The following is a 23,463-nucleotide window of genomic DNA, read 5'->3' as shown; positions in this document are numbered from 1 at the left end:
CGCATGCCAACTCGCTGACCGGTGTCCGGCTCAACCCATGGGATGCAGAGCTGTGGAACATCGGGGATTGGGGCCGCAACTGATCAGCCTGATCTGACCCAGAACCGTTCGACCGGAGGACCTGGCGGCACGATGTGCCGCCAGGTCCTCCGGTCGGGTTCGTTTTCAACGTCCTCTCAACGGGGCTCTGCAGCGGGCCCGGCTGAGGCCCACCACCGATCCCGGCTGGGGCCCACCACCGATCCCGGCCGGTAAGGGAGGCGTAGATGATCTGGTTCGCCGGTCGCCGCCTGATGGTCGCCGTGCCCACGCTGGTGGCGATCAGCCTGGTGATCTTCACCATCCTTGATCTGGCGCCCGGCGACCCCACCTCATCGCTTCCCCTCACCATCCCCAGTGAGGTCCGGGAGCAGATCCGGGAGTCCATGGGGTTCAACGACCCGTTCTTCGTCCGGTGGATCCTCTGGGTGAAGCAGATGTTCATCAACGAGCCGCTCAGCATCATCGAGCAGGTCTTCGACGTCCAGATCGGCAGCGGCGACCGCACCAGGGTCATCTCGTGGCAGTCCCGGGGGCCGGTGGTGGACACGATCGTCGAGCGGCTCCCCCAGACCACCTGGGTGATGGGCCTGGCCTTCATCTTCGGCATCCTCATCGCCGTACCGGTCGGGGTGATCTCGGCGTACCGGCAGTACTCGGTGTTCGACCAGGTCGGCACCTTCGTCTCGATGGTGGGCTACTCGGTCCCCACCTTCTTCACCGGCCTTCTGGCCATCATCATCTTCAGCGTCAAGCTCGGGTGGTTCCCGTCCTACTACGACACCACGCTGGTGGTGACCGACTGGAGTTCCTTCGTCGCCCAGATCCGGCAGATCGTCCTCCCAGTGAGCGTGCTCTCCCTGTTCAACGCGGCGGCATTGAGTCGGTTCACCCGATCGGCGATGCTGGACAACCTGTCGGCGGACTACGTGAGGACGGCCCGCTCCAAGGGCCTCCGTGAAAAGCGGGTGCTGGTCCGCCACGTGCTTCGCAACAGCCTCATCCCGATCGTGACCCTTATCGCCCTCCAGGTCCCGTTCGTCTTCGCCGGTGCGCTCATAACCGAGCAGATCTTCCGCATCAACGGGATCGGCCAGCTGATGATCTCCTCGATCCACGGCGGCGACGTCCCGATGGTCCAGACGCTGAGCTTCCTGATCGCTGCCATCACGGTGTTCTTCAACCTCGTGGCCGACATCGTCTACGGGATGCTGGATCCCCGGATCCGGTACGAGTGAGCCGCATGACGATCACCGACCAGGCCAACGTGTCGGGTGACCCCGCCCACCCGAACGAACAGTTCCGGAAGCACCGCTCCCTGTGGGGGGACGTCTGGCGGCAGTTCCGCCGACACAAGGGTGCGCTCATCGGGCTCTTCGTGCTCGCATTCGTGACCCTGGCCAGCTTCTTCGGGCCGATGCTGCTGCCCTACGACCCGTTCCTTATCGACGTGAGGATCCGGAACCTCGGGCCGTCCTTGAGCCATCCTCTGGGCACCGACAACCTGGGTCGCGACATGGTGGTGCGGTCCATGGTCGGTGGCCGCATCTCGCTGCTGGTCGCCGTCACCGCGATGGCGCTCTCCGTCCTGGTGGGAACCTCGGTGGGGATCCTGGCTGGCTACTTCCGGCGACTGGACGGACCGCTCATGCGGATCACCGACACCTTCCTGGCAATACCCCAGCTGCCGGTGCTGATGGTCATAATCATGTTGTTCCGCGATCGCCTCCGGGAGGTATTCGGACCGGAGCGGGGGATCTTCCTGCTGATCGTCTTCGTCATCGGCATCCTCAGTTGGATGCAGGCCGCCCGGGTGGTACGCGGCGAGGTGCTGGCCATCAAGCAGCAGGAGTTCGTGGTCGCAGCGCACAGCATCGGGACCCGTCAGCGCAACATCATCTTCCGCCACATCTTCCCGAACACGCTCAGCCCGGTCATGGTCGCAGCCGCGTTGGGTATGGCCGTCGCCATCATCACGGAGTCGGCGCTGTCCTTCCTGGGGCTCGGGTTCCCGTCGGACTTCCCGACCTGGGGTCGCCTGCTCTACGACGGCAAGGACTTCATCCAGATCACCCCGATGCGCGTCGTGGGACCGGGAGCCCTCATCTCGCTGACGGTGATCAGCGTCAACTACATCGGCGACGGCCTGCGTGACGCCATGGACCCGAAGCTCCGGAGCCGCTGAGCGATCGATCTGGCCGGTGGTGCCGACCGACGAGATCCCCCACCGGAACACCGGCCGGCGGCAGGTGAGCCACCCTGTCGCCGCCCTGACGGCTGCGGCAGACTGCGGGTGACCGGCCGCGGATGTCGGGAGGAGACGATGGCCGACACCGAGACCACCATTGCCGAACGGCGGGAGATCAACCGGGCGCTTCTGGAGCACGTCATCTCGTTGTACGGCACCGACAGGGCGGCCGAGTTGGCCGACTGCTACACCGCCGACTGGATCCTCGAGCTCCCGTTCTCCGATCCGCCCCGTCGGCTCGTGGGCAACGCCGAGGTCCGGGAATACCTCGCCTCCAGGTTGGGCACCTTCGTATTCACCCTCTCGTTGACGGCGATCCACGAGTGCCTCGAACCCGACCTCCTGGTCGCCGAGTACGAGAGCGACGGCCACGTGGCCCATACCGGCAAGCCCTACCGCAACACCTACATCGCCGTGTGGCGGTTCCGTGACGGGAAGGTCTGCGGCGTGAAGGAGTTCCCGAACCCCATGGTTGCCGCCGAAGCGCTCAATCCGGGCCCGGTCGGTGGGCGGGAGGGCGACGACCTTCCCGACGACGAGGAGGAGTGACGTTGGCTCCGGCCATGGCACACCGGCCTCCGTTCCCCGTGGGGTGGTTCGCCGTTGCCACGGTCGGTGAGGTGCCCGTCGGGGCGCTCGTGCCGCTGGCCGCGTTCGGCCGGGACCTGGCCGTGGGTCGGGCCCCGGGTGGTCGGGCGCTGGTAACCGACTCGGTGTGCCCGCACCTCGGTGCGGACCTGGCCGTCGGCGGCCGCATCGACGACGGGCAGGTCACCTGCCCACTGCACGAGTGGTGCTTCAGCCACGGCGGGGCCTGCGTGTCCAGCGCCGGCGAGCCGTTGCCCGAGGCGATCAGCCTCCGCGTCTGGCCCACCGAGGTGGTCGACGGCACGGTGCTGGCCTTCAACGGTCGGGACGGCGAGGTACCCGCCGCCGGGCCACCGGAGTTCGCGACCGGTGGAGACCGGAAGGATCGGGTCGAGCCGCGTGATGGCCACCCCGAGGACGTGGTCGTCGACCTGCTCCTCGCCGCCGGGGCCGCCGACGGCGTGGCCGACGGCGATCGGTGGTCGGCGACGACAGGTGACGGGGCCACGGTGGTCGTACACGGTCCGGGCACCGTCGAGCACCGTCCCGTCGACGGAACCGTCAGCGTGGTGTACGTGACGCCGGTGGACGGGTTCGTCGTGCTGGTGCGCTCCAGCGGCCTGTTGCCGCTGCCGTTGGATGGAGCCGGCGACCTGTCCGGGTTCCGGGACTGGTACAGGCGGTTCGACCGTTCGTCGGCGCCACGCCCCCGACCGGTCCGACCAGGACGACGCCGTCGGGCCGAGGGCCCCTGAGCCGCGGTCAGCCGTTCCGAGCGACGAAGCCTTCCATGCCGTAGGGCTCGTAGGGCCCCACGAAGAGCTGCTCCAGTACGCCTATGCCGACCCGGTCGCCCATGGTGGCCCGCATCAGGTGCTGGCAGTGCTGGTTCTCGAAGGCCTGGTCATCGACGTCGGCCATCACCCATGACTCGCTGGCCATGGCCAGGTCGCCCTTCCACGCCCCGTGGCCCCACTCCGGGTGGTGGTAGCCGATGCCCTTCATCCTGAAGGTGGAGATCTTCTCCAAGTGGAACTCGTGACGGGTCCCGTCGTCGACTGCGACGAAGGCCAGGTCCGCCGTGTGCACCATCCGGCTGTCATCCTCGAACTGGAGGCGGTGTTCGTGGGACCGCATGTGCCGGGCCGCCGGGTCCTCGATTCCAGGCAGGTCGTCGAGCGTGTCGTATGTCGGTAGCAGTGCCCCGACGCTCGACAGCGGCCGGCCCAGCGAGTCCTCGAACAGCTGGTAGTGGACGCACATGTCCTCGAAGTTGAGTGGCGCCCACAGGAAGAACAGGCTGTTGCGGGCCGGTGGAGCGGGCGCTCCACGGCGATCGCCACCGTCCAGGGGTCGAATGCCCCACGAGCGGTCCTTGGTCCCCCGGGTGGTTGCCGGGTCGAACTCGATCTGCCGGCCGTCGAACCGGATCCATCCGGTCCACCGGCCCAGCTGGGTGAACCGGGTGGTGTCCATGGTCTTGCGGATGTCGCCACCCCAGTGGTGGCGCGGCTCCTCGACGTTGCCGGTCCGGCCCTCGAAGGTGAGGTCGCAGGAGAAGTCGGTCTCGTTGGCCTCCAGGACCACCCGGCAGGAGCGCATGGGTTCCAGGACCTCAAGGCGGAACGGCCCGATCTGCTGGTCGGCCGGCTCCCCCTCGGTCCGGCAGGAGGCGTGGAAGGCGTGCTGGACCCCGTCCACGGCGATGCTGATCCCGCAGTCCCGGATGCCCAGGTGGGGGTAGTAGGCCGTGCCGATGCCCAGGTAGAGGTCGCCGGCCGTGGAGTAGCAGTTGAACCAGTACCGTTCGTAGACGTCCTTGTCGCTGGATGCCGGTGTGGCTATGGGGTCGGGGGTCTGGTGGATCGGGTAGTCGTCGAACCTGGAAAGCACGTCGGGGCCTCCTCGGCCGGATCAGGAGCGGGTCGCGGTCACGGGGTAACCGGGCCGGCTGCTCACCCTGCCGGCTTCGGCCCGCCGCGTGCCCCCGGCCAGCGCGAGCCGCCGATGGTGTCGGCGAACGGCCAGAAGGCGTCGGGGTCCAGCGGTCCGGCATTCGTGATGTCGCGGGCCTTTTGTCGCGAGGTCACCAGCTGGGCCTCAACCAGCTCCTCGCATGGGAGCAGGTCGGTGTATGGGTCCCACGGGCTGTCCCGCAGGGTCAACTCGCCGTCGAGGACCTCGATGTGGACCGGCTCGCTGACCTGGCGGACCCGGACCACGTGCGGCGGGAAGTCCCACTCCCGTTCGCCGCCGCCGATGGCCCGCGAGTACTTGGTCCACCACTCGTTGTGCTCGACGTCGGATCCGTCGGGCTCCACCTTGCCGGTCACCGTGCCCCGGAACTCCATGAAGGTGTAGCCCTGATGGGTGCAGGTGGCCTCGATGCGGTCCCCGAGGCGGAAGTAGCGGGTGGCGCACGGGAACTTGGGCTGCCCGTTGGTCTCGGCGCTGATGAAGATGGCCGACTCCTGGTCTATGCCGATGCCCAGCGAGTACTGGCCGACGATCCCGTTCCACTCGGCGTCGACCTTCGTGGAGACGCCGTACTCGGGTTCGTCGCGGATCGGGACGCAGTAGACGCCGATGTACACGTACGGGCTGTCGACCGGGTTGATGCCGGGGGGGAGGAGGGCGGCGACCATGGCCGGGTCGGTGCGGTACCGGATGTTCAGCTTGGGGAAGCTCGAGATCTCGCCGGGACGCGAGGTGGGGGCGTCGGACACGGGTCCTCCTAGGGGCGCTGACGGTGGAGAGGAATCCAGCCTGTCCGATGGCCGGGGGTAAGGCCCAATCGGTCGGTGGCCGGTGTGGGCATGAAATCGGTCCGTGCCCGGTGGCAGCGGCGGACGGGCGCTCAGGCGCCGCGTCGGCGGGCCTCCTTTACGGCCAATTTCTCGGACATCTTCGCGTCGTTGCGCTGCACGGCGGCCCTGGCCGCCAGCATGACCACCTGCACAACGGTGAAGATGATGGACAGCAGAACCAGCACCGGCCATCCGAGGACCAGCCCGGCGACGAGGGCCAGGATGCCCAGAACGGTGGCTACCAGCACGGACTGCACCCTAGGGCCGTGGCGCCCGGCCCAAGCGGTGCCGCGCCCGGGGGCCTCAGTGCGGCCCGGTGGTTCGGCCGGGTGGAGTTCGTGGGAAGTCGCCGGCTGCCTGCCGCAGGGTGGCCATGGCGGCGTCGGTTCGGGAGATCTCGAGGTCGGACATGCCGTCCAGGCCGAATCCGATGTCGGCCAGCGCAGCCGCTGCGTCGGCCACGACCCTGCGCCCGATGTCGGTGAGTTCGGCCAGGGTGGTGCGGCGGTCGGTGGAGTGGGGGACCCGGACCACCAGGCCGTCGGCTTCCAGTCGGTCGATGGTGTTGGTGACGCTGGTCGGGTGGACCTGGAGCCGGTCGCCGACCTTGCCGAGGGGGAGGGCTCCGGCCTGGCTGAAGAACAGGAGGGCCAGGGCCTCGAAGCGGCTGAAGACGAGGCCGTGGGGTTCGAGGGCGGCGTCGATCCGCTGCAGGAGGATCTGATGGGCCCGGGTGATCGACGTGGCCGCCGACATCCGGTCCACGGCCCCCCAGCCGTGGGCCTCCCAGTTGCGACGGGCCTCGGCGATGGGGTCGAAGGGGAGCGGCACGCCGGCATTCTAACCATATGTTCGGGTGGCAAATAGTCGGATGCCCTAGTAATCTTGCGACATGGCGAACAGCGACTCCCGGCCCAACAGCGACTCCCGGCCAGGGTTCCGCACGCTGTCGGGCATCCCGGTGGACTGCGTATACGGCGAGGGGCCGCTCCCCGGGGAGTTCCCCTACACCCGGGGCGTGCATGCGGACATGTACCGGTCACGCCTCTGGACCATGCGGATGTTCGCAGGCTTCGGGATCGCCGGGGACACCAACGCCCGCTTCCACGAGTTGCTCCGCTCCGGCGGCACGGGCCTGTCGACGGCCTTCGACATGCCGACCCTCATGGGCCGCGATTCCGACCACGAATGGGCGTTGGGCGAGGTCGGCAGGGCCGGCGTGGCCGTCGACACGGTCGAGGACATGGTCGACCTGTTCGCCGGCATCGACCTGGGGGCCGTCTCCACGTCGATGACCATCAACGGACCGGCGCCGATCCTGCTGGCCATGTACGTGGCCGTGGCCGAGCAGGGTGGCATCCAGCGGGGTCGCCTGGCCGGCACCCTCCAGAACGACATCCTCAAGGAGTACCAGGCCCAGAAGGAGTACGTCTTCCCGCCCCGCCCGTCGGTGCGCCTGGTCACCGACGTGATTCGGTTCACCACCGCCGAGATGCCCCGCTGGAACCCGGTGTCGATCTCCGGCTACCACATCAGGGAGGCCGGCTCGACGGCCGCCCACGAGCTGGCCTTCACCCTGGCCAACGGCTTCGCATACGTGGAGGCGGCCACGGCGGCCGGCCTTCACGTCGACGACTTCGCCCCCCGCCTGAGCTTCTTCTTCAACAGCCACAACGACTTCTTCGAGGAGGTCGGCAAGTTCCGGGCCGCCCGCCGCATCTGGGCCCGTTGGATGCGCGACCGCTACGGCGCCACCGACGAGCGGAGCCTGAAGCTGCGGTTCCACACCCAGACGGCCGGCGTCTCGCTGACCGCCCAGCAGCCCGAGGTGAACATCGCACGCGTGACCATGCAGGCACTGGCCGGCGTGCTGGGCGGCACACAGAGCCTGCACACCGACAGCCACGACGAGGCACTGGCCCTGCCCAGCGAGGAGGCGGCCCGCATCGCCCTGCGCACCCAGCAGGTGATCGCCCACGAGACGGGTGTCGCCATCGTCGCCGACCCACTGGGCGGTTCGGACTACGTGGAGTGGATGACCGACGAGATGGAGCGTCGGGCAACCGACGTGTTCGCCCATCTCGATGACCTCGGTGGAGGCTCCATCCTCGAGGGCGTGTATGCGGGAATCGAGAGCGGATGGTTCGCCGGGGAGATCGCCGATGCCGCCTACCGGTACGAGCGTGAGGTGAACGCCGGCGACCGGATCGTCGTCGGGGTGAACGCGTTCACCGAGGGTGGCGACGGCGAGCGTGCCCGGCTGCTGCGCATAGGCCAGGACACCGAGGACCTCCAGCTCAAGCGCCTCGAAGGCGTGAAGCAGGCTCGGGACGACCGGGCGGTCGCCGACGCACTCCGACGCGTCGCCGTCGACGCGGCGGAGCCCGCCACCAACCTCATGCCGGCCCTGATGGAGGCGGTCGCCGTGCGGACGACGGTCGGGGAGATCGTCGAGGCCCTGGAGGGCGTGTTCGGGACCTACGTCGAGCAGGCGGTCGTCTGATGCCCGACGGGCCCCCGGTCCGGGTGGTGCTGGCCAAGTTGGGCCTGGACGGTCACGACCGTGGGCTGAAGGTGGTGGCCCGGATGCTGCGGGACGGTGGCATGGAGGTCGTCTACCTGGGGCTGCGACAGACCACGGGCAGCATCATCGACGCCGTCGAACAGGAGGACGCCGACGTCGTCGGGATTTCCATGCTCAACGCCGGCCACCTCACCCTCGGCCCCCGCATGGTCGACGCCCTGGCCGACGCCGGCCTGGACGTGCCCGTGGTGATAGGCGGCATTGTGCCCGACGAGGACCGTCCGGCCCTGGCGGCAGCCGGGGTGGCCGGGGTGCTTGGTCCTGGTGCACCGGCCGACGAGGTCGTGGCCTGCGTCCGGGCCGCCGCGGCCAGTCGTGGCCGCTGACCTGAGGTCTCCGGGACCGTTGGTGGCCGACCGCACCGTTCCCGAGCTGGTGGCGGCGGCACGTGGCGGCGAGTTGCGGGCGACCGCACGCCTGCTGACCTTGGTCGAACGGGGCGGCGAGATGGCCGACCGGGTGGCCGAGGCGACCCACCGTCACGTCGGCAACGCCCACGTGGTCGGGGTGACCGGTCCACCCGGGTCCGGGAAGTCCACCCTGACCGCCGTCTGGACCACCCGGCTGGTCGAAGCGGGACGTCGACCGGCGGTGCTTGCCGTCGACCCATCGTCTCCGCTGACAGGTGGGGCCATCCTCGGCGACCGGGTCCGCATGGCCGAGGCCACGGCTGCCGGGGTGTTCATCCGTTCCATGGCCACCCGGGGTCACGCCGGAGGCCTCGCCCTGGCAGTGCCCGGCATGGTCCGGGTGCTGGACGTCGCCGGATTCGATCCCATCCTCGTCGAGACCGTCGGGGTGGGACAGGTTGAGGTCGACGTGACGGCGGCGACCGACACTGCACTGGTCGTGGTCACGCCCGGGATGGGAGACGCGGTGCAGGCCAACAAGGCCGGCCTCCTGGAGGTGGCTGACATGTTCGCCGTGAACAAGTACGACCGGCCCGGCGCCGCCGACGTCCGGCGCGACCTCGAGCTGATGCTCGACCTTTCGAAGTTGACCGGTCACGGTCGTCTCGGCGCCGTCGCCCGACCGCCGATCCTGTCCACGGTCGCAACCACCGGAGAGGGCGTGGCAGACCTGGCCGATGCCGTGGACGCCCATCTGGAGGCACTGAAGGCAGCCGGGGTGCTGGCGACCCGACGTAACGAGCGGCGCCTAGCAGAGGTCAGGTCACACCTCGACCACCTGCTGCTGGAGGCATCGGCAGTCGCCCTGGAGGACGAGTCGGATCCCGATGCCGGTTCAGGGGGTGCGGTCGGTCACGTTGGTGCCGATGAGCCCGACGCCGCCGGTGAGCCTCCGGGTGTCACGGCGCGACGCCTGGCCGAGCGGCTCCTGAGGGGCTTCGAAGGCTGAGGGCCTCAGGAGCCGGGCCGGCCCAGATTCCGTGTGGCTCCGACCACGCCGGGTAAACCGCGGTCCGACCTGTTCCCGCCTCAGGACACCGTAGTTAGGCTGTGCGGTCTTGGTCGCCAACCCCCTCTCGCTCCCCGCGCGCCTGTGGCGGGACCACGGCAAGACGCTGCTCCGCTTCAGCAGGGTCTCGATGGTCAACGTCCTCATAGGCCAGAGCCTGCTGTTCACCTTCCACAGCGTGCTGGGCTGGCCCGGAGCGTTCGCGAACGCCGCGGCGGTGGCGATCAGCAGTTGGCCCGCCTACTGGTTGAGCCGCCACTACGTGTGGGAGCAGGACCAGGGTGGCCACACGGTGGGCGAGATCGCCCCCTTCTGGATGCTCTCGTTCGCCGGCCTCTTCCTGTCCACGGCGGTTGTCGGCGTGGTCGACTCCATCTTCGGTGGCGCCCTGTCGGTCCAGCTGGCCAACGCCGGAGCCTTCGCCACCCTCTGGATCGTCCGCTACCTGGTCTTCGACCACGTCATCTGGGGGAACCGGTCCGGCCAGTCAGACGCGACTCCCGGACCCTGACCGTGTCCGACACGACTCCTGTGTCCTGACGGTGACTGACCCGGGGGCCACCTCCGACCGCGTTGCCGAGGTGCTGGCCTATGCCGACGCCGCCCGCGGCTTCATGCCCACCGACGAGGGTCGTGCCCTGTACCGCCACGCGGCGATGGTGTCCGCGGACGGCCCGTTCCTAGAGGTGGGCAGCTACTGCGGCAGGTCGACCTGCTACCTGGGGGCGGCCGCCGAGGCCGCCGGTCGGCTGCTCTTCGCCCTGGACCACCACCGGGGATCGGAGGAGAACCAGGTCGGCTGGGAGTGGCACGAGCCCGACCTGGTGGACCCCGCCACGGGACGGATGGACACCCTGCCGGTGTTTCGACGCACCATCCACGACGCTGGGCTGGAGGGCACGGTCGTCGCCCTCGTCGGCGACTCGCCGGCGGTGGCGGCCGCCTGGGATACGCCCCTCGCCCTGCTGTTCATAGACGGCGGCCACGGCACCGGTCCCGCTCACATGGACTACGAGGGCTGGATGCCCCGGGTGGTCCTCGGCGGCACCGTGCTCTTCCACGACGTGTTCGAGGATCCAGCCGACGGCGGACGACCGCCGTACGAGATCTGGTGTCGGGCCCTGGAATCCGGGGCCTTCACCGAGGTGGATGCCGTCGGCTCGCTACGGGTGCTGCGACGCACCGGCCCCGGGATCTGACGCCGGGCTGACGGGGCCCGTACCGGCGTCGTACGGACAGGCGCTCAGTCGGTCTCGTGTACCAGTGGCTCGACGTCGATCACGTCCGGCAGCGTCGAATGGTCGACGAAGATCCCGGACGCCGGGCTGGACCCGCTCAGGGCGTCGGCGGCCAGGACCACGGCGGCGGCGGTGTACGTCGAGCACTCCTCGTGCGGGAAGGTCACCAGGTCCGGGTAGACGATCCCCGTCAGGTAGCGGCCGTCGTCGCGCCGCATGGGCTGGGTGGTGGCGAACAGGCCCAGGGCGGTCTCGCGATCGCCGGCCAGCAGGTGGGCGATGGCGCACTCGCTCGTCTCGGCAGCCGTGGCCCAGTCCTTGTCGCTCACGCAGCGCACGCCCTGACCATCCATGACGAACTCGTGGCGGCGCTCGGACAGGTGGCGTCGGGCGTCGTCGCCTGTGACAGCGCCCCCCAGCACCGGGTAGTACCAGTCCATTGCCCAGCGGTCCTTCGGGGCGAAGGCTCCGTCGGGCCGGGTGCGCACGACGTGGGCCAGGTGGCCCAGCGAGAGTTCCCAGTCGGGTCGCTCGTGGCCCACCTCCTCGGCCACGGCCACCGCGCAACGCAGGCTGTGGCAGATGCTGGCCGAGCCGGCCAGCAGGGCGAACGACCATGGCGTGCCGTCGGGATGGCGTGCCCACAGGATCTCGCCCCTAGGGGTCTGCAGGTCCAGGACGAAGTCGATGGCCCGCTCCACCACCGGCCACATCGACTCCAGGAAGCTCCGGTCGGCGGTCAGCAGCCAGTGGTGCCACACCCCGGTCGCCACGTAGGCGATCACGTTGCCGTCGAACTTGGCGTCCTCGATCCCGCCGGCCAGGTAGAACCGGTGCCAGGCACCCGAGGTGTGCTGGTTGCCGACCAGCCACCGGTAGGCGGCCTCGGCCTCGTCGAGGTGGCCGGTGACGGCGAGCGCCATGGCCGCCTCGACGTGGTTCCAGGGATCGGCGTGGCCGCCCGGGAACCACGGGATCATCCCGTCGGGCAACTGCCACTCTGCGATCGTCCCGGCCGTCAGGACCAGGTCGTCGGTGGTGAGGAGGCCGGTCAGGTCAGGTAGCGACACCTGCCACCTCCCTCCGTTCCGGTGACGGGTCCGGGACCCGGGCGCCTGCAGGCTTCCGGGCGTACACCACGAGGCTCTTTCCGAGCACCGGGGTCAGGATCCGTTCGGCGATCCGTGTCGTACGCGGGGCCTTCACGATGTCCCAGGTGAGCAGCCGGTGGTACAGCGAGACCAGCCGGTTCTCCTCGATGGGGAGGTTCGGCCCCACCGCACACCGCAGCCACCAGTAGGGGCTGTGCAGGGCGTGGGCCCGGTGGTCCCCGATCGCCACCAGGCCGGCCGTCGACATCTTGGCCTGCAGCTCGTGGCGTCCGTAGATGCGGACGTGTCCGCCCTCCTGGGCTGGTGCGTGGTAGTCGGCCGAGATGGCCCAGCAGATGCGCTCCGGCAGTCGGGCCGGAATGGTCACGGCCAGCACCCCGGCCGGACGCAGCACCCGGGCCAGCTCGGCCAGGGCGCCCTCGTCGTCGTGAATGTGCTCCATGACCTCCGAGGCGATGATCCGGTCGAAGGACCCGTCGGCGAACGGCAGCCGTGTGGCGTCGCCCTTGACCGCCTCCAGCACCACCTCGTCCGCCACCTCGCCCTCGGCCCGCATGACCGCGCCGATGGACCGCACCTGGCGGAGCTCGTCGAGGCCCAGGTCGCAGGCCACCACGTGGGCGCCCCGCCGCAGCGCCTCGTAGGCATGTCGTCCGAAGCCGCAACCCAGGTCGAGGATCCGCTCGCCGGGCCGGAGGCCCAGCCGGTCGTAATCGGCGGTCAGCACAGGGGCCTCAGCGTCGGACGGTCTCGTCCAGCAGCGCCCGGTACTGCTCGACGGTCCTGATGGCCGTGTGGTGCCAGCTCCACTGGTCGATGACCCGCTGGCGTCCTGCCGCGCCGACACGGGCCCGGAGCCCCGGGTCGGCAAGCACGGTCCGGAGCATGGCGGCCAGGGCGTCGCTGTCACCGGGCGGCACCTGGAAGCAGGTCTCGCCGTGGGTTCCGGTGACCTCGGGCAGGGCGCCGCCGGTGGTCGTCACCAGCGGCACGCCACAGGACATGGCTTCGATGGCCGGGAGCGAGAAGCCCTCGTAGAGCGACGGCACGCAGGCCACCTCGGCCTCGCTGTAGAGCTCCACGATCCGCTGGTCGGGTACTCCGTGTACGTAGCTGACGCAGTCGGTGAGGCCGAGGTCCTCGAAGGCCTTCGTCGAGGCGCTACCCCCGTTCGGCTTCCCGATGATGACCAGCTCCACGTGGCGTTCGGTGCGGAGCTTGGCGATGGCCTCCAGCAGGTATTTGAGGCCCTTCATGACCACGTCGGCACTCGCCGTGGTCACTATGCGGCCGGGTACCCGTCGTACCTCCGGGACCGGCAGGAACAGTTCCGGATCCACCCCCACCGGCACCACGTGGATGCGGCCGGGGTCGACCCGGTGGTCCGCGGCGATGTCGCCGGCCGACGACTCCGACACGGTCATGATTCGGGGCATCCGCTTGGCCACCTGGGTCTGCATCCTGGTGAAGGCGTACCAGCGGCGCTTGCCGAACTTCTCCCAGCGGGTCCGGGCGTGCTCGATCTCTAGCTTCCGGTCGACCGTGATCGGATGGTGGATGGTCGACAGGATGGGGAACTTCTCCCGCATTTGCATGAGCAGCACGCCCCAGCCCAGGCACTGGTTGTCGTGGACCAGGTCGAACTCGTGGGTCCGTCTTCGAAGGTGGTCCCAGGCCCGCATGCTGAACGCCATCGGCTCGGAGAAGTTGCCGGTGTTGAACGACATCGCCTCGGCCACGTCCCACCGGGTCTTCATCTCCCAGATGCGGGCCTTCCGCATCGGGAAGTGGTCGTTGTAGAGCTCCAGGCTGGGCAGCCGGATCAGCGGTACCCGCTCGTCCAGGTCGGGGTACGGCGGTCCGGCCAGTACCTCGACGTGGTGGCCAAGGTCGACCAGCGCCTTCGTGAGGTGGCGCGTGTATACGCCCTGGCCACCGCAGTGGGGCTTGCCGCGGTAGGCGAGGTAGGCGATCCGGAGCGGGTCTCCGTCGGCCGGAATCAGCGTTGCCGGGCCGCCGGCGTCCTTGGGGGAGGAATGCATCGGACAAGTCTGGCGGGCTCCCGCGCCGAACCCTCCACCGGGACGGGGTTACCCATGTCCCCGTATGCCCGCTGCCTACTGCCCGTCGCCTGCAATACGCCGCCTAGGGTCGCCGCCGTGCGAGCACTGGTCCAGCGGGTGGCCCGGGCCTCGGTGTCCGTGGGTGCCGAGGTGGTGGGCGAGGTGGGTCACGGCCTCTGCGTGTTCGTCGGCGTGACACATGACGACGGCCCGGCCGAGGCAGACCGCCTGGCAGGAAGGCTGGCGGGCCTGCGGATCATGGACGACGCCGACGGCGTGATGAACCTCTCGGTCACGGAGGTGGACGGCGAGGTGCTGGTCGTCAGCCAGTTCACCCTCTACGGCGACACGTCCAAGGGCCGGCGCCCCACCTGGAGCGCCGCCGCGAAGCCCGACCACGCCGAGCCGCTGGTCGAACGGGTGGTGGCCGGTCTGAGGGAGCGGGGCCTGACCGTGGCCACCGGTCGCTTCCGGGCAGACATGGTCGTCGAGATCTTCAACGAAGGTCCCGCGACCGTGCTGGTGGAGGTCTGACGGCTGTGGGTTCGCCGGGCGTCCATGGCGACCGGTTCGGGTCGGCGGCCGACGACTACGCGCTGTATCGGGCCGACTTCCCGGCGGCCGGCATCGACCGGATGGTGGCCCTGGGCGTTGGTACGCCGGGTCAGCGACTACTCGACCTGGGCTGCGGGACCGGCACCCTCGCCCGCCAGTTCGCGGCCCGGGGGTGCACCGTCACCGGTGCCGACGTGGACGCCCGGATGCTCGCAGCAGCCCGCTCCCTGGCCGTCGTCGCCGGCCTGCAGGTGGCGTGGTGGGAGTGCCCTGCCGAGGACACCGGCCTCCCGTCGGCGTCGTTCGACGTGGTCACCGCCGCACAGTGCTGGCACTGGTTCGATGGCGAGGCGGCGGCAGGAGAGGTCCGGCGCCTGCTCGTGGCCGGTGGCCTGGTGGCCGTGTGCGGGTTCGACTGGCTGCCGCTGCCCGACACGATGTCGGGGGTGACCGAGGCGCTCATCCAGGCCCACAACCCGTCCTGGAACCTGGGTGGCATACGGGACCCGGGCCCGGAGGCCCGTCGCCACCTGTCCGGTGCCGGCTTCGTGGTGGTCGAGACGTTCACCTTCGACGTGGACGTTCCCTACTCCGTGGATTCCTGGCGACGGCGGATCCGGGCCAGTGCGGCGATCCTCGACCTGAGCACCGCTGGGGCGGCGGCGTTCGACGCCGAGTTGGCCGGGGTTCTGGCCGACCGGTTCACTGGCGACTCCCTGATGGCCCCCCACCGGGTATGGGCGTCGGTGGCGGTCAGGTCTGGCTGAGTGGCCGGTTCAGGAGCGGCGTCGATCAGCAACCCAGGCGCCGGCCGCCGCCAGCAGCGACAGGACGGCCATGGGCCAGGTGCCGGACGTGGCGGCCCAGGTGAGGCCCTGTCGTCGCTCCACCCGGTGGTGGAGGACCGCCTGCTCGCTCACGGCGGTGCGCTGCAGCACCCGCCCCCGGTGGTCGACCACGGCACTGAATCCGGTGGGTGCCACCTGTACCACCCAGCGTCCGGTCTCCAGCGCACGGAGTCGGCTGGCGGCCACCTGCTGGGTCTGAACCTGCGTCAGCCAGTAGCTGGCCCCGTTGGTCGGGTTCAGGATGACCTCGGCGCCGTTGTGCACGGCGTCCCGGGTGCGGTGGTCGAAGAACACCTCCCACGAGATGGACACTCCGAGCCGGCCGACGGAGGTGTCCAGCACCGCCGGGCCGGTACCCGGTCGCAGGTCCCGCGCCGGGAGCATGTCTGCCGCCACCAGTTCGACCAGGCTCCGCAGCGGGACGTATTCGCCGAACGGAACCGTCCTGACCTTGTCGTAGCGGTCGACCACCGTGCCGTCAGGTTCGATCGCCGTCTGGTAGTTGAGGTTGGCCGTCGGATCCTCCGGGTCGCGGTGGAACCAGCCGGGCACCAGCACGGCGTCGAGTCGTATCGCCTCGGCGGTCAGGGCCTCGGCCGCGTCGTCGGCGTAGAGCCGGTCCTCGTGGCGCCATCCCGATTCGGGCAGGGGAACAGGGTTGACCACGTTCTCCGGCCACACCACCAGGTCCACCGGCGTCCGGACGTGGCTGTTTGCCGCCAGCTGGTTGGCGAACACCGTCGCCGCCCCGGTGGGCGTGGCCCTGGTGCGCTGGGGGCCGCCCCCTTGGACGAGGGCCATGTCCAGCTCGCCCACGACCCGGCCCGTCGGGGCCACCGCGGCCAGCACCGTGGCGACGGCAAGGGTGATCACCACTGGAACTGCGGCGGCCGCCGAGCCGCCGGTCCGCCGACCGTCGACTAGGGCGCTGAGGCCGGTGCCCACGGCGACGGTGAGGGCCACCAGCAGCAGTGGGCCGGCCACCCGGACGACCGGTGCCAACGGCCCGGCGGCCTGGCCGAGTGCGATCGAGGCGAGCGGGACTCCTCCGAACGGCACGTTCCACCGCACCAGCTCGGCCAGCGTCACCGTCCCCACGAGGCCCAGGCGTCGCCAGCGGCCGGCCGGTACGAGGGCGGTGGCGAGCCCTAGACAGAGGGCGTGCACCCCGCCGGCGAAGAGCCAGCCGGGTGGCGACAGGTCGATCATCCAGAGGGTGGACGGCAGGGCCCACGCCAGGCCCGTCGCCATTCCCCGACGGAACCGGGAGGCCACCGGGCGGTCGGCCACCAGGCGGTCCAACAGGGCGATGCCGACGAAGGCGGCCGGCCACCAGCCCCACGGCGGTACCGCAGCGGCGATCAGGAGCCCGGCGAGGACGGCGATTCCCGATGGGCGGAGCCGGTTTGGAACCCGTCCGAGGCTGGGGGCGCTCATGGCCGGCGGTCCTGCTGCTGGTCCGGTGGCTGGCGGAGGTGGCCCCGTCAGCGTGCGGCCACCACGAGGTGCTGGATGCCTTCGATCGGCCCGACGCCCCGGATGTCCACCTTGTCGACCGCCCGGACCCGGATCCACGGTGGGAGGTCGGCCACGTCGCAACTGGCCAGGATCTGGCCGGGTCTGGCCACCGTGCAGAGCTTGGCGGCCAGGTTGACCGGTTCGCCTATGTAGTCGTCGCCCTCGAATAGCAGGGCGTGGCCGGTCGCCAGGCCTACCCGCAGGTTGATGTCGACCTCGTCCTCGAAGTGGTCGATCATGTGGCCTCCCCATGCGATGGTCGGGGTCGGCTCGGTGCCGACCAGCATCACGCCGTCGCCCAGCCACTTGGCCACCCGGACGCCCCGCTTGGCGGCCACGTCCCGGGAGACGGCCCTGAACTCCTCCAGGAGGGCGACCGCTGCGTACGGTCCGTTCTCGCGCGTGTACCTGGTGAAGCCCGTCAGGTCGGCGAAGCAGAACGTCCGCTCGACCGACAGGTGGGCGGTGTCCGGCAGCTCGTTGGGATGTTCGGTTCCGCTGCCCTGGCGGGCCTCGGCCCACTCGCGGGCGGGGGTCGTCTCGGGTGCCACGGCTCCATCGAACCACGTCCGGGCCTGGAACCGGCGGCGGATCGGTCGGTTTCCGGAGTTTCCGGACGGAAGGGTGCGCCCGTCCGGTGGCCCGGTTCAGCCGATCAGGTCGGCCACCATTGCTGCGGCCTCGGTTCCCGAGCGCACGCACGCCGGGATGCCTACCCCATGGCGTGCCGCACCGGTCACCACGAGGCCCGATGCGGCCGCCAGCGCCGAGTCCACCTCGGCCATCCGCGTCGGGTGTCCCACCGGGAACTGGACCAGCGACCGGGGCCACCGGGTGAGTCGGACCGCCACCGGTGGGGCCTGTGCGCCCAGCGTGGTGGCCAGGTCGGCGCACAGTGAAGCGGTGAGCGAACCGTCGTCGAGGCGGTCGTGGCGTTCGTCGTCGATCCGGCCGCACGAGACCCGCAGGATGGTGTGGTCGGGGTCGTCGAGGTGCGCCCACTTGCTGCCGGCAAACGAGCAGGCGGTCATGAGCAGGCCCTCGCCCCGGCCCACCAGGAACCCGCTCTGGCCGTCGGGCACCTCCAGGTCGGCCCGGCGGTAGGCCATGGTAGCGAGGACCACCGATGCGTGTCGGAGCCCGCCGAGCAGCGTCGCCGCATCGGGGGCGTGTGGGGCCACCAGGGTGGCGGCGGCGTGGGCCGGGGTGGTGACGACCACGGCGTCGGCCGTCGTCGAGTGGTCGGCGGTGCGCACCACCCAGTCGTCGTCGGACCGCTCGATCGCCGTGACCCTCGCTCCGGTCCGTACTCGGTCGCCCAGCCGGCTCGTCAATGCGGCGACGAGGCGGCCCATGCCCCCCACTGGAGCGTTGAAGACCGGCGCTGCCGGATCGAGTGCCTCCTGGGCCAGGCGCAGCGTGGCCAGCAGGCCGTCGGCATGGCGGGCGGCGGCCAGCAGGCCCGGGGCCATGGTGGTGCAGCTCAGCTCGTCGGCCCGGCCGGCGTTGACCCCGCCGATCAGTGGGTCCACGAGGCGGTCGAAAACCGCGTCGCCTACGCATGACCGGATCACTGTCCCCACGCTGAGGTCACCGTCGGGGAGGGGCGAGCTGGGACGCCCGGCGCCGGCCAGGCGCTGCAGGTCGGCGGCGGGCAGGATCCCGGGGGCCACCACCGACGGGTCCAGCGGTACGCCGAGCACGTTGGGCGAGGGGATGGGCCGCATCGTGCCGTCCAACCAGAGCGAGGCATGCCGGGCGGCGGGGGCCACCAACTCGTCGGCGAGGCCGAGTTCTGCGCACAGGTCGGTAGCCCACGGCACCCTTACCAGGAAGGCATCGGCGCCCTCGTCGACGTCGGTTCCGATCCCGGTCAGCGGGCTGGTCCGCAGGTTGCCGCCGGCCAGGTCGTCAGCCTCGAGGACTGTCACGGCTAGGTGCGGGTGGTCGACGGCCAGCCGGTGGGCGGTACTCAGGCCCGTGATGCCCGCTCCGACGACCACCACCCGGCGACCATCCATGGATCAGCCTCCCAGCGGGTGGGCGTGGACCTGGTCCACGACGTGGGCCAGCACACCGGGGTCGATCTCCGGGAGGACACCGTGGCCCAGGTTGAAGACGTGGCCAGGGTGGCCGGCGTTGCGACGAAGCACGTCGGCCACCTCGGCCTCGACGACTTCCAGGGGACCGAGGCACACCGCCGGGTCCAGGTTTCCCTGAAGGACGGTGTCGGCACCGAGCCGGCGTCTGGCCTCGTCGAGTGGTACCCGCCAGTCCACGCCGATCACGTCGGCTCCGGCGTCGGCCATCAGATGGAGGATCTCGCCGGTGCCCACGCCGAAGTGGATGCGGGGCACGCCGGTGTCGGCCACGCCCTCGAAGACCAGGCGGCTGAAGGGCAGGACGCAGCGCTCGTAGACCGGAGGGCTGAGGGCCCCGGCCCAACTGTCGAACAACTGGACGGCCGAGGCGCCGTTGGCGATCTGGGAGCGGAGAGAGGCGATGGCCATGTCGGCCAGCCGACCCATGAGGGCGTTCCAGAGTTCTGGATCGCCCAGCATCAGGGCCTTGGTGCGCCCGTAGGTGCGGGACGGCGCTCCCTCGATGAGGTAGGACGCCACGGTGAACGGGGCGCCGGCGAACCCAATCAGCGGCACAGCCCCGTCGGCCACAACCTGGCGCACCGTCTCCAGCACGTACGGGGTGTCCACGTCGGGCTCCAGCGGGCGGAGGCGTTCCAGGTCGGCCGCCCGTTCGAACGGCCGGTCGACCACCGGACCGACGCCGGGCCGGACGTCGACGCCGAACCCGACTGCGTGGGCCGGGACCACGATGTCGGAGTAGAGGATGGCCGCGTCCACGCCGTAGCGCCGCACCGGCTGGAGGGTGATCTCCGCCGACAGATCGGGATCGACTATGGCGTCCAGGATGCTTCCCGAGCCCCGGATGGCCCGGTACTCGGGCAGCGACCGGCCGGCCTGGCGCATGAACCAGACCGGCGTGCGGTCGTGGGGCTCGGCCCGGCAGGCGGACAGGAAGGAGGAGTCGGGGTACGGGGCGGTCACGGGGTGACGCTACCCAGCAGCCGTCTGGCGCCTGAGGCCTCGGGACGCGCCAGGCGTGCCAGGGCCGAGATCCGGGCAGCCTCGCAGACCTCGGGAAGCCTTTCGTCGGAACGGTCGTCGCCCGATCGTTCGGCCAGCTCCCGGGCTGTGGGCTCCAGTACCAGCACGGTCGTGCCCCGGCGTCGGATGGCCTCCACCTCCCGGCGCAACGTGCGACCGTGCCAGGCCCGCGCCAGGCTCCCGTCGCTCCCGACGACGCCGGCCACCCCGCCCACAGTCTTGGACGACGACACGACCACCACGTCCAGGCCGAGGGTGGCGACCAGGTCGGCGTTGGTCGTGGAGTGCACCCCGCCGTCGACCAGGCGCTTCCCGTCGATCTCGACGGGGGCGAACCAGCCGGGGACGGCCGTCGAGGCCTGGACCGCGGACCCGAGGTCGGTGTCCAGGTCGTCGCGGCCGAACACCACCCGCTTTCCGGAGTCCAGGTCGACGGCGCAGATCCAGGTTGGCGCTGCCGGCCACCGGTCGGGGTGGATCTCGCGGGTCCGGGCGCCCAGCGGCGAGCCGTCGTGGGAGCCGATCGGAAGCAGGCCGGCCAGTGGGACCACCGGTCGGGGTCGGGCGGTCGACAGGATCTCCCGGAGCACGAGGAGCGGGTTGGCCGGGAGTCGGCGGCCCGGCTGGTCCAGTGGGAGGTCCATGTCCAGCCGGGTGGTCACACGGTCGACCAGCGCCTGTCCGTCGGCGGTAAGGGGATCGCCCAGGTAGTGGGCGCGGTGGTCTGCTGCCGAGAGGCCGGCGCGGAGGCTGGCCGCGGTGGTGGCACCGGCCGACGTGCCGACCACCACGTCGGCCGAGCGGGGGTCCCAGCCGGTGGCCTCGGCGAGCGCGGCCAGTACGCCGGCGTGCTGGGCGGCGGCGTGGAGGCCGCCGGCCCCGAGGACGAGTCCGACCGTGGTCATGGCGGCCATCGTCGCACGTCGGAGGGCAGTTCCCGACCCCCAGGCGGCCCGGATCGTGGTCGGGAGGCCGACGAGGCCGGGTCGCGGGTGCCCGATAGGATTGTTCTTCGGCCGAATTCGGGTTCCTGACCCGGTGGAGGCCATGAGAACCGGTCCACTGACGCCTTGCGGGCACGCCGATGACCACCGAACACCCCGAACTCGCTGCCGAACAGGCATACGTAGACTTGGCGTACGCCTGCCTGGACGGAGCCCGTGAGCGGGCGTTGGCACTCACGACGATGGTCGAGGTGGGTAGGGGCGGCACCAACCAGGCGCGCTTCGAGCGGGAGGCCATCCAGGAATCCGTAGCCGCCCGACTCGGCCAGTTGGACATGGGCGATGCCTCGCTCGTATTCGGTCGCATCGACCAGGAGGCCGATGCCGGCAACGGCAGCTACTACATCGGTCGGGTGGGCGTCTGGGGGGTCGACCAGGAACCGGTGGTTGTGGACTGGCGGGCGCCGGTTGCAGAGGCCTTCTACCGGGCGACCGGTCCGATGCCCCTGGGGCTGCAGCGTCGACGCCACTTCGTGAGCCGAGGTCGGAGCCTGTTGGGCATGGAGGACGAGCTGTTCGGCGACCTGGATCGTTTCCAGGACGACGACGGGAGCCGGCTGAAGGGAGAAGGTGCCCTGATCGCCGCCCTGGAGACGGCCCGCACCGGGCACCTCGGGGACATCATCGGCACGATCCAGGCCGAACAGGACGACATCATCCGAGCGCCGCTTGCGGGTGTCCACGCCGTCCAGGGTGGCCCGGGAACCGGCAAGACCGTCGTCGCCCTGCATCGTGCCGCCTACCTGCTCTACACCCACCGGTTCCCGCTGGACGGCCAGGGCGTGCTGGTGGTCGGGCCCAACCGGCTGTTCCTGGCATACATCGAGCAGGTGCTGCCCTCCCTCGGCGAGGCGGGCGTCATCCTGGCGACCCTGGGAGACGTGGTGGGCGGTGTCCGGGTGGACGATCGCCGCGAGGTGGCCGAGGTGGGCCGGTTGAAGGGCGACCTGCGCATGGTGCGGTTCGTCGCACGGGCCGTCCGCACCCGCCAGCGTGTGCTCCGACACGACCTGCGGGTCGGTTTCGGCCTGCAGTGGCTGCGCCTGTCGGTGGACGGTTCGCAGCGGATCGTGGACGAGGCGCGGAAGCGCTACCGCACCCACAACGCGGCCCGGAAGTTCGTGGAGGCCGAGTTCTACGAGGCGCTGGCGGCCAGTGGTCATGGCGACCTGGACCCCGAGGCCCTGCGGGAACGCCTGCGGGGCGAGCTGTCGATTCGGGAGGCCCTGGAGTGGATGTGGCCGGTGCTGACACCAGCGCAGTTCCTGAACGACCTCCTCGGTTCACGGGCGCTGATCCGGGCCGCCGATCAGTCACTGACCCCCGTCCAGGTCGACGCCCTCTACCGGGAGCGTGCCGTCGAGGTCGAGGACCTGCTGTGGACGGCCTCGGATGCGCCGCTTCTGGACGAGGCCCGCGCCGTGCTGGGTGCCCGACCCGGACGGCGCCAACAGGACACAGTGCGCACCTACGGACACATCGTGGTCGACGAGGTCCAGGACCTCTCGCCGATGGACCTGCGCATGCTCGGCCGTCGCTCCCTGAACGGCTCGATGACCGTGGTCGGCGACATCGCCCAGGCCACCGGCGCCTGGGCCCATGACGACTGGGATTCGATCCTCGAGCACCTGCCCGACCGTCGTCCGGCCACACGGCATGAGCTGACCGTCGGCTACCGGATTCCCGGTCCCCTGATGGACCTGGCCGCCGACGTGCTGGCGGAGGCCGCACCCGACCTGGCTCCTCCACGGTCGGTGAGGGCCGACGGAGACGTTCCCCGGTTCGTCGAACTGGCTGAGGACCCGGACCGGAAACTGGACGGCCTCGCCGACGTGGTCCGTTCCGAGCTGGATGCCGTCGGGGCCGGGAACGTGGCCGTCATCGCCGCCAACTCGCAGGCAGTCGACGTGGAGGATGCCCTGGAACGGGCGGGGCTCTCCTTCGGTCGCCCGACCCGCCGCGGCCTGGATGCCCAGGTGGCCGTCGTCCCCGTGGAGCTGGTGAAGGGCCTCGAGGTGGACGGCGCGGTCGTCGTCGAGCCGGCCCGGATCCTGAGGGAGCATGCCCAGGGCCTGCGGGCCCTGTATGTCGCCCTGACCCGCGCCACCAAGCGGCTGGCCGTCGTCCACGCCGAGGACCTGCCGGCCGTTCTCCGCCCCTGACCCCTGTCACACCCCCTCCGTAGGTTCCGACCGGCGAACCTCGAAGCCACCGCTCCCTCACCAGGTGGGTGAACATGTCGTCTTGACATGTGAGTATTACTAACATAAGTTTTGTCAACAAATATGTTGAGTCCATCCTCGGTAAGGTTGCCG

General features: G+C 70.3%; 24 protein-coding genes. 12 read left to right on the top strand and 12 right to left on the bottom strand.

The window, feature by feature from the left end:
- Positions 1-266 precede the first annotated feature (266 nt).
- The 4 genes from MK177_09055 (at position 267) to MK177_09040 (ending at position 3,630) form a co-directional block, all read left to right on the top strand.
- Positions 267-1,277 carry an ABC transporter permease gene (locus MK177_09055; protein ID MCH2427464.1) on the top strand — a complete coding sequence of 337 codons (1,011 nt, stop codon included), beginning with the start codon at positions 267-269 and terminating at the stop codon, positions 1,275-1,277.
- A 5-nt stretch (positions 1,278-1,282) separates the two neighbouring features.
- Complete coding sequence (locus MK177_09050) at positions 1,283-2,224, top strand: ABC transporter permease (GenBank protein ID MCH2427463.1); 942 nt, start codon at positions 1,283-1,285, stop codon at positions 2,222-2,224.
- Positions 2,225-2,362: 138 nt separating this feature from the next.
- Positions 2,363-2,836, top strand: coding sequence for a nuclear transport factor 2 family protein (locus tag MK177_09045; protein ID MCH2427462.1), 474 nt, complete (start codon positions 2,363-2,365; stop codon positions 2,834-2,836).
- A gap of 14 nt (positions 2,837-2,850) precedes the next feature.
- Positions 2,851-3,630 (top strand): Rieske (2Fe-2S) protein, encoded by a 780-nt coding sequence (locus MK177_09040; protein MCH2427461.1) that lies wholly within the window; start codon positions 2,851-2,853, stop codon positions 3,628-3,630.
- 7 nt (positions 3,631-3,637) lie between these two features.
- Here MK177_09040 and MK177_09035 read toward each other — a convergent pair whose 3' ends face one another.
- The 4 genes from MK177_09035 to MK177_09020 form a co-directional block, all read right to left on the bottom strand.
- Positions 3,638-4,768 carry a hypothetical protein gene (locus MK177_09035; protein MCH2427460.1) on the bottom strand — a complete coding sequence of 377 codons (1,131 nt, stop codon included), beginning with the start codon at positions 4,766-4,768 and terminating at the stop codon, positions 3,638-3,640.
- A 62-nt stretch (positions 4,769-4,830) separates the two neighbouring features.
- Entirely contained in the window at positions 4,831-5,601 is a 771-nt protein-coding gene (locus MK177_09030) for an acetoacetate decarboxylase family protein (protein MCH2427459.1), read from the bottom strand.
- A 131-nt stretch (positions 5,602-5,732) separates the two neighbouring features.
- Entirely contained in the window at positions 5,733-5,930 is a 198-nt protein-coding gene (locus tag MK177_09025; protein MCH2427458.1) for a hypothetical protein, read from the bottom strand.
- A 55-nt stretch (positions 5,931-5,985) separates the two neighbouring features.
- Complete coding sequence (locus MK177_09020; protein ID MCH2427457.1) at positions 5,986-6,513, bottom strand: MarR family transcriptional regulator; 528 nt, start codon at positions 6,511-6,513, stop codon at positions 5,986-5,988.
- Positions 6,514-6,574: 61 nt separating this feature from the next.
- Here MK177_09020 and MK177_09015 point away from each other — a divergent pair, with 61 nt between their 5' ends.
- From MK177_09015 to MK177_08995, 5 genes are all read left to right on the top strand, one after another.
- Entirely contained in the window at positions 6,575-8,185 is a 1,611-nt protein-coding gene (locus tag MK177_09015) for a methylmalonyl-CoA mutase family protein (GenBank protein ID MCH2427456.1), read from the top strand.
- On the top strand, positions 8,185-8,592 hold the full coding sequence (locus MK177_09010) for a cobalamin-dependent protein (protein MCH2427455.1): 408 nt from the start codon (positions 8,185-8,187) through the stop codon (positions 8,590-8,592). Before MK177_09015 ends, MK177_09010 begins: the two co-directional genes overlap by 1 nt.
- Before the next feature lie 22 nt (positions 8,593-8,614).
- Positions 8,615-9,625, top strand: a complete 1,011-nt coding sequence (gene meaB / locus MK177_09005; GenBank protein MCH2427454.1) for a methylmalonyl Co-A mutase-associated GTPase MeaB — start codon at positions 8,615-8,617, stop codon at positions 9,623-9,625.
- Between the two features lie 109 nt (positions 9,626-9,734).
- Positions 9,735-10,196, top strand: coding sequence for a GtrA family protein (locus MK177_09000; GenBank protein ID MCH2427453.1), 462 nt, complete (start codon positions 9,735-9,737; stop codon positions 10,194-10,196).
- Between the two features lie 31 nt (positions 10,197-10,227).
- On the top strand, positions 10,228-10,884 hold the full coding sequence (locus MK177_08995) for a class I SAM-dependent methyltransferase (protein ID MCH2427452.1): 657 nt from the start codon (positions 10,228-10,230) through the stop codon (positions 10,882-10,884).
- Positions 10,885-10,928: 44 nt separating this feature from the next.
- Here the strand turns inward: MK177_08995 and MK177_08990 are convergent, their stop codons facing one another.
- From MK177_08990 to MK177_08980, 3 genes are read right to left on the bottom strand one after another with little or no spacing between them, the layout of a single operon-like run.
- Complete coding sequence (locus tag MK177_08990; protein ID MCH2427451.1) at positions 10,929-11,993, bottom strand: hypothetical protein; 1,065 nt, start codon at positions 11,991-11,993, stop codon at positions 10,929-10,931.
- Positions 11,980-12,762, bottom strand: a complete 783-nt coding sequence (locus tag MK177_08985; GenBank protein ID MCH2427450.1) for a class I SAM-dependent methyltransferase — start codon at positions 12,760-12,762, stop codon at positions 11,980-11,982. The genes MK177_08990 and MK177_08985 overlap by 14 nt, the downstream gene beginning before the upstream one ends.
- Before the next feature lie 7 nt (positions 12,763-12,769).
- On the bottom strand, positions 12,770-14,077 hold the full coding sequence (locus MK177_08980) for a glycosyltransferase family 4 protein (protein ID MCH2427449.1): 1,308 nt from the start codon (positions 14,075-14,077) through the stop codon (positions 12,770-12,772).
- Positions 14,078-14,194: 117 nt separating this feature from the next.
- On the opposite strand from MK177_08980, the gene dtd reads away from it, so the two are divergent.
- Both dtd and MK177_08970 read left to right on the top strand, forming a co-directional pair.
- Positions 14,195-14,632, top strand: a complete 438-nt coding sequence (gene dtd, locus MK177_08975) for a D-aminoacyl-tRNA deacylase (protein MCH2427448.1) — start codon at positions 14,195-14,197, stop codon at positions 14,630-14,632.
- 5 nt (positions 14,633-14,637) lie between these two features.
- Entirely contained in the window at positions 14,638-15,420 is a 783-nt protein-coding gene (locus tag MK177_08970) for a class I SAM-dependent methyltransferase (protein MCH2427447.1), read from the top strand.
- 9 nt (positions 15,421-15,429) lie between these two features.
- Here MK177_08970 and lnt read toward each other — a convergent pair whose 3' ends face one another.
- The 5 genes from lnt to MK177_08945 all read right to left on the bottom strand — a co-directional run bounded on the left by lnt (position 15,430) and on the right by MK177_08945 (position 21,049).
- Positions 15,430-16,938: an apolipoprotein N-acyltransferase gene (gene lnt / locus MK177_08965; GenBank protein MCH2427446.1), complete on the bottom strand. Its 1,509-nt coding sequence runs from the start codon at positions 16,936-16,938 to the stop codon at positions 15,430-15,432.
- Positions 16,939-16,985: 47 nt separating this feature from the next.
- Positions 16,986-17,570: an adenylate/guanylate cyclase domain-containing protein gene (locus MK177_08960; protein MCH2427445.1), complete on the bottom strand. Its 585-nt coding sequence runs from the start codon at positions 17,568-17,570 to the stop codon at positions 16,986-16,988.
- 96 nt (positions 17,571-17,666) lie between these two features.
- Entirely contained in the window at positions 17,667-19,040 is a 1,374-nt protein-coding gene (gene hemG / locus MK177_08955; GenBank protein ID MCH2427444.1) for a protoporphyrinogen oxidase, read from the bottom strand.
- Positions 19,041-19,043: 3 nt separating this feature from the next.
- Entirely contained in the window at positions 19,044-20,084 is a 1,041-nt protein-coding gene (hemE, locus tag MK177_08950; GenBank protein MCH2427443.1) for a uroporphyrinogen decarboxylase, read from the bottom strand.
- Positions 20,081-21,049 (bottom strand): patatin-like phospholipase family protein, encoded by a 969-nt coding sequence (locus MK177_08945; GenBank protein ID MCH2427442.1) that lies wholly within the window; start codon positions 21,047-21,049, stop codon positions 20,081-20,083. The genes hemE and MK177_08945 overlap by 4 nt, the downstream gene beginning before the upstream one ends.
- Positions 21,050-21,228: 179 nt before the next feature.
- Between MK177_08945 and MK177_08940 the strand changes: the two genes are divergently transcribed.
- A complete protein-coding gene (locus tag MK177_08940; GenBank protein ID MCH2427441.1) occupies positions 21,229-23,310 on the top strand; it encodes an AAA family ATPase in 2,082 nt (693 codons plus the stop codon).
- Positions 23,311-23,463 lie beyond the last annotated feature (153 nt).

The sequence above is a fragment of the Acidimicrobiales bacterium genome (assembly GCA_022452145.1).
In the GTDB taxonomy this organism is placed as follows: Bacteria; Actinomycetota; Acidimicrobiia; order Acidimicrobiales; family MedAcidi-G1; genus UBA9410.
This window is presented reverse-complemented; position numbering and strand designations above follow the sequence as displayed.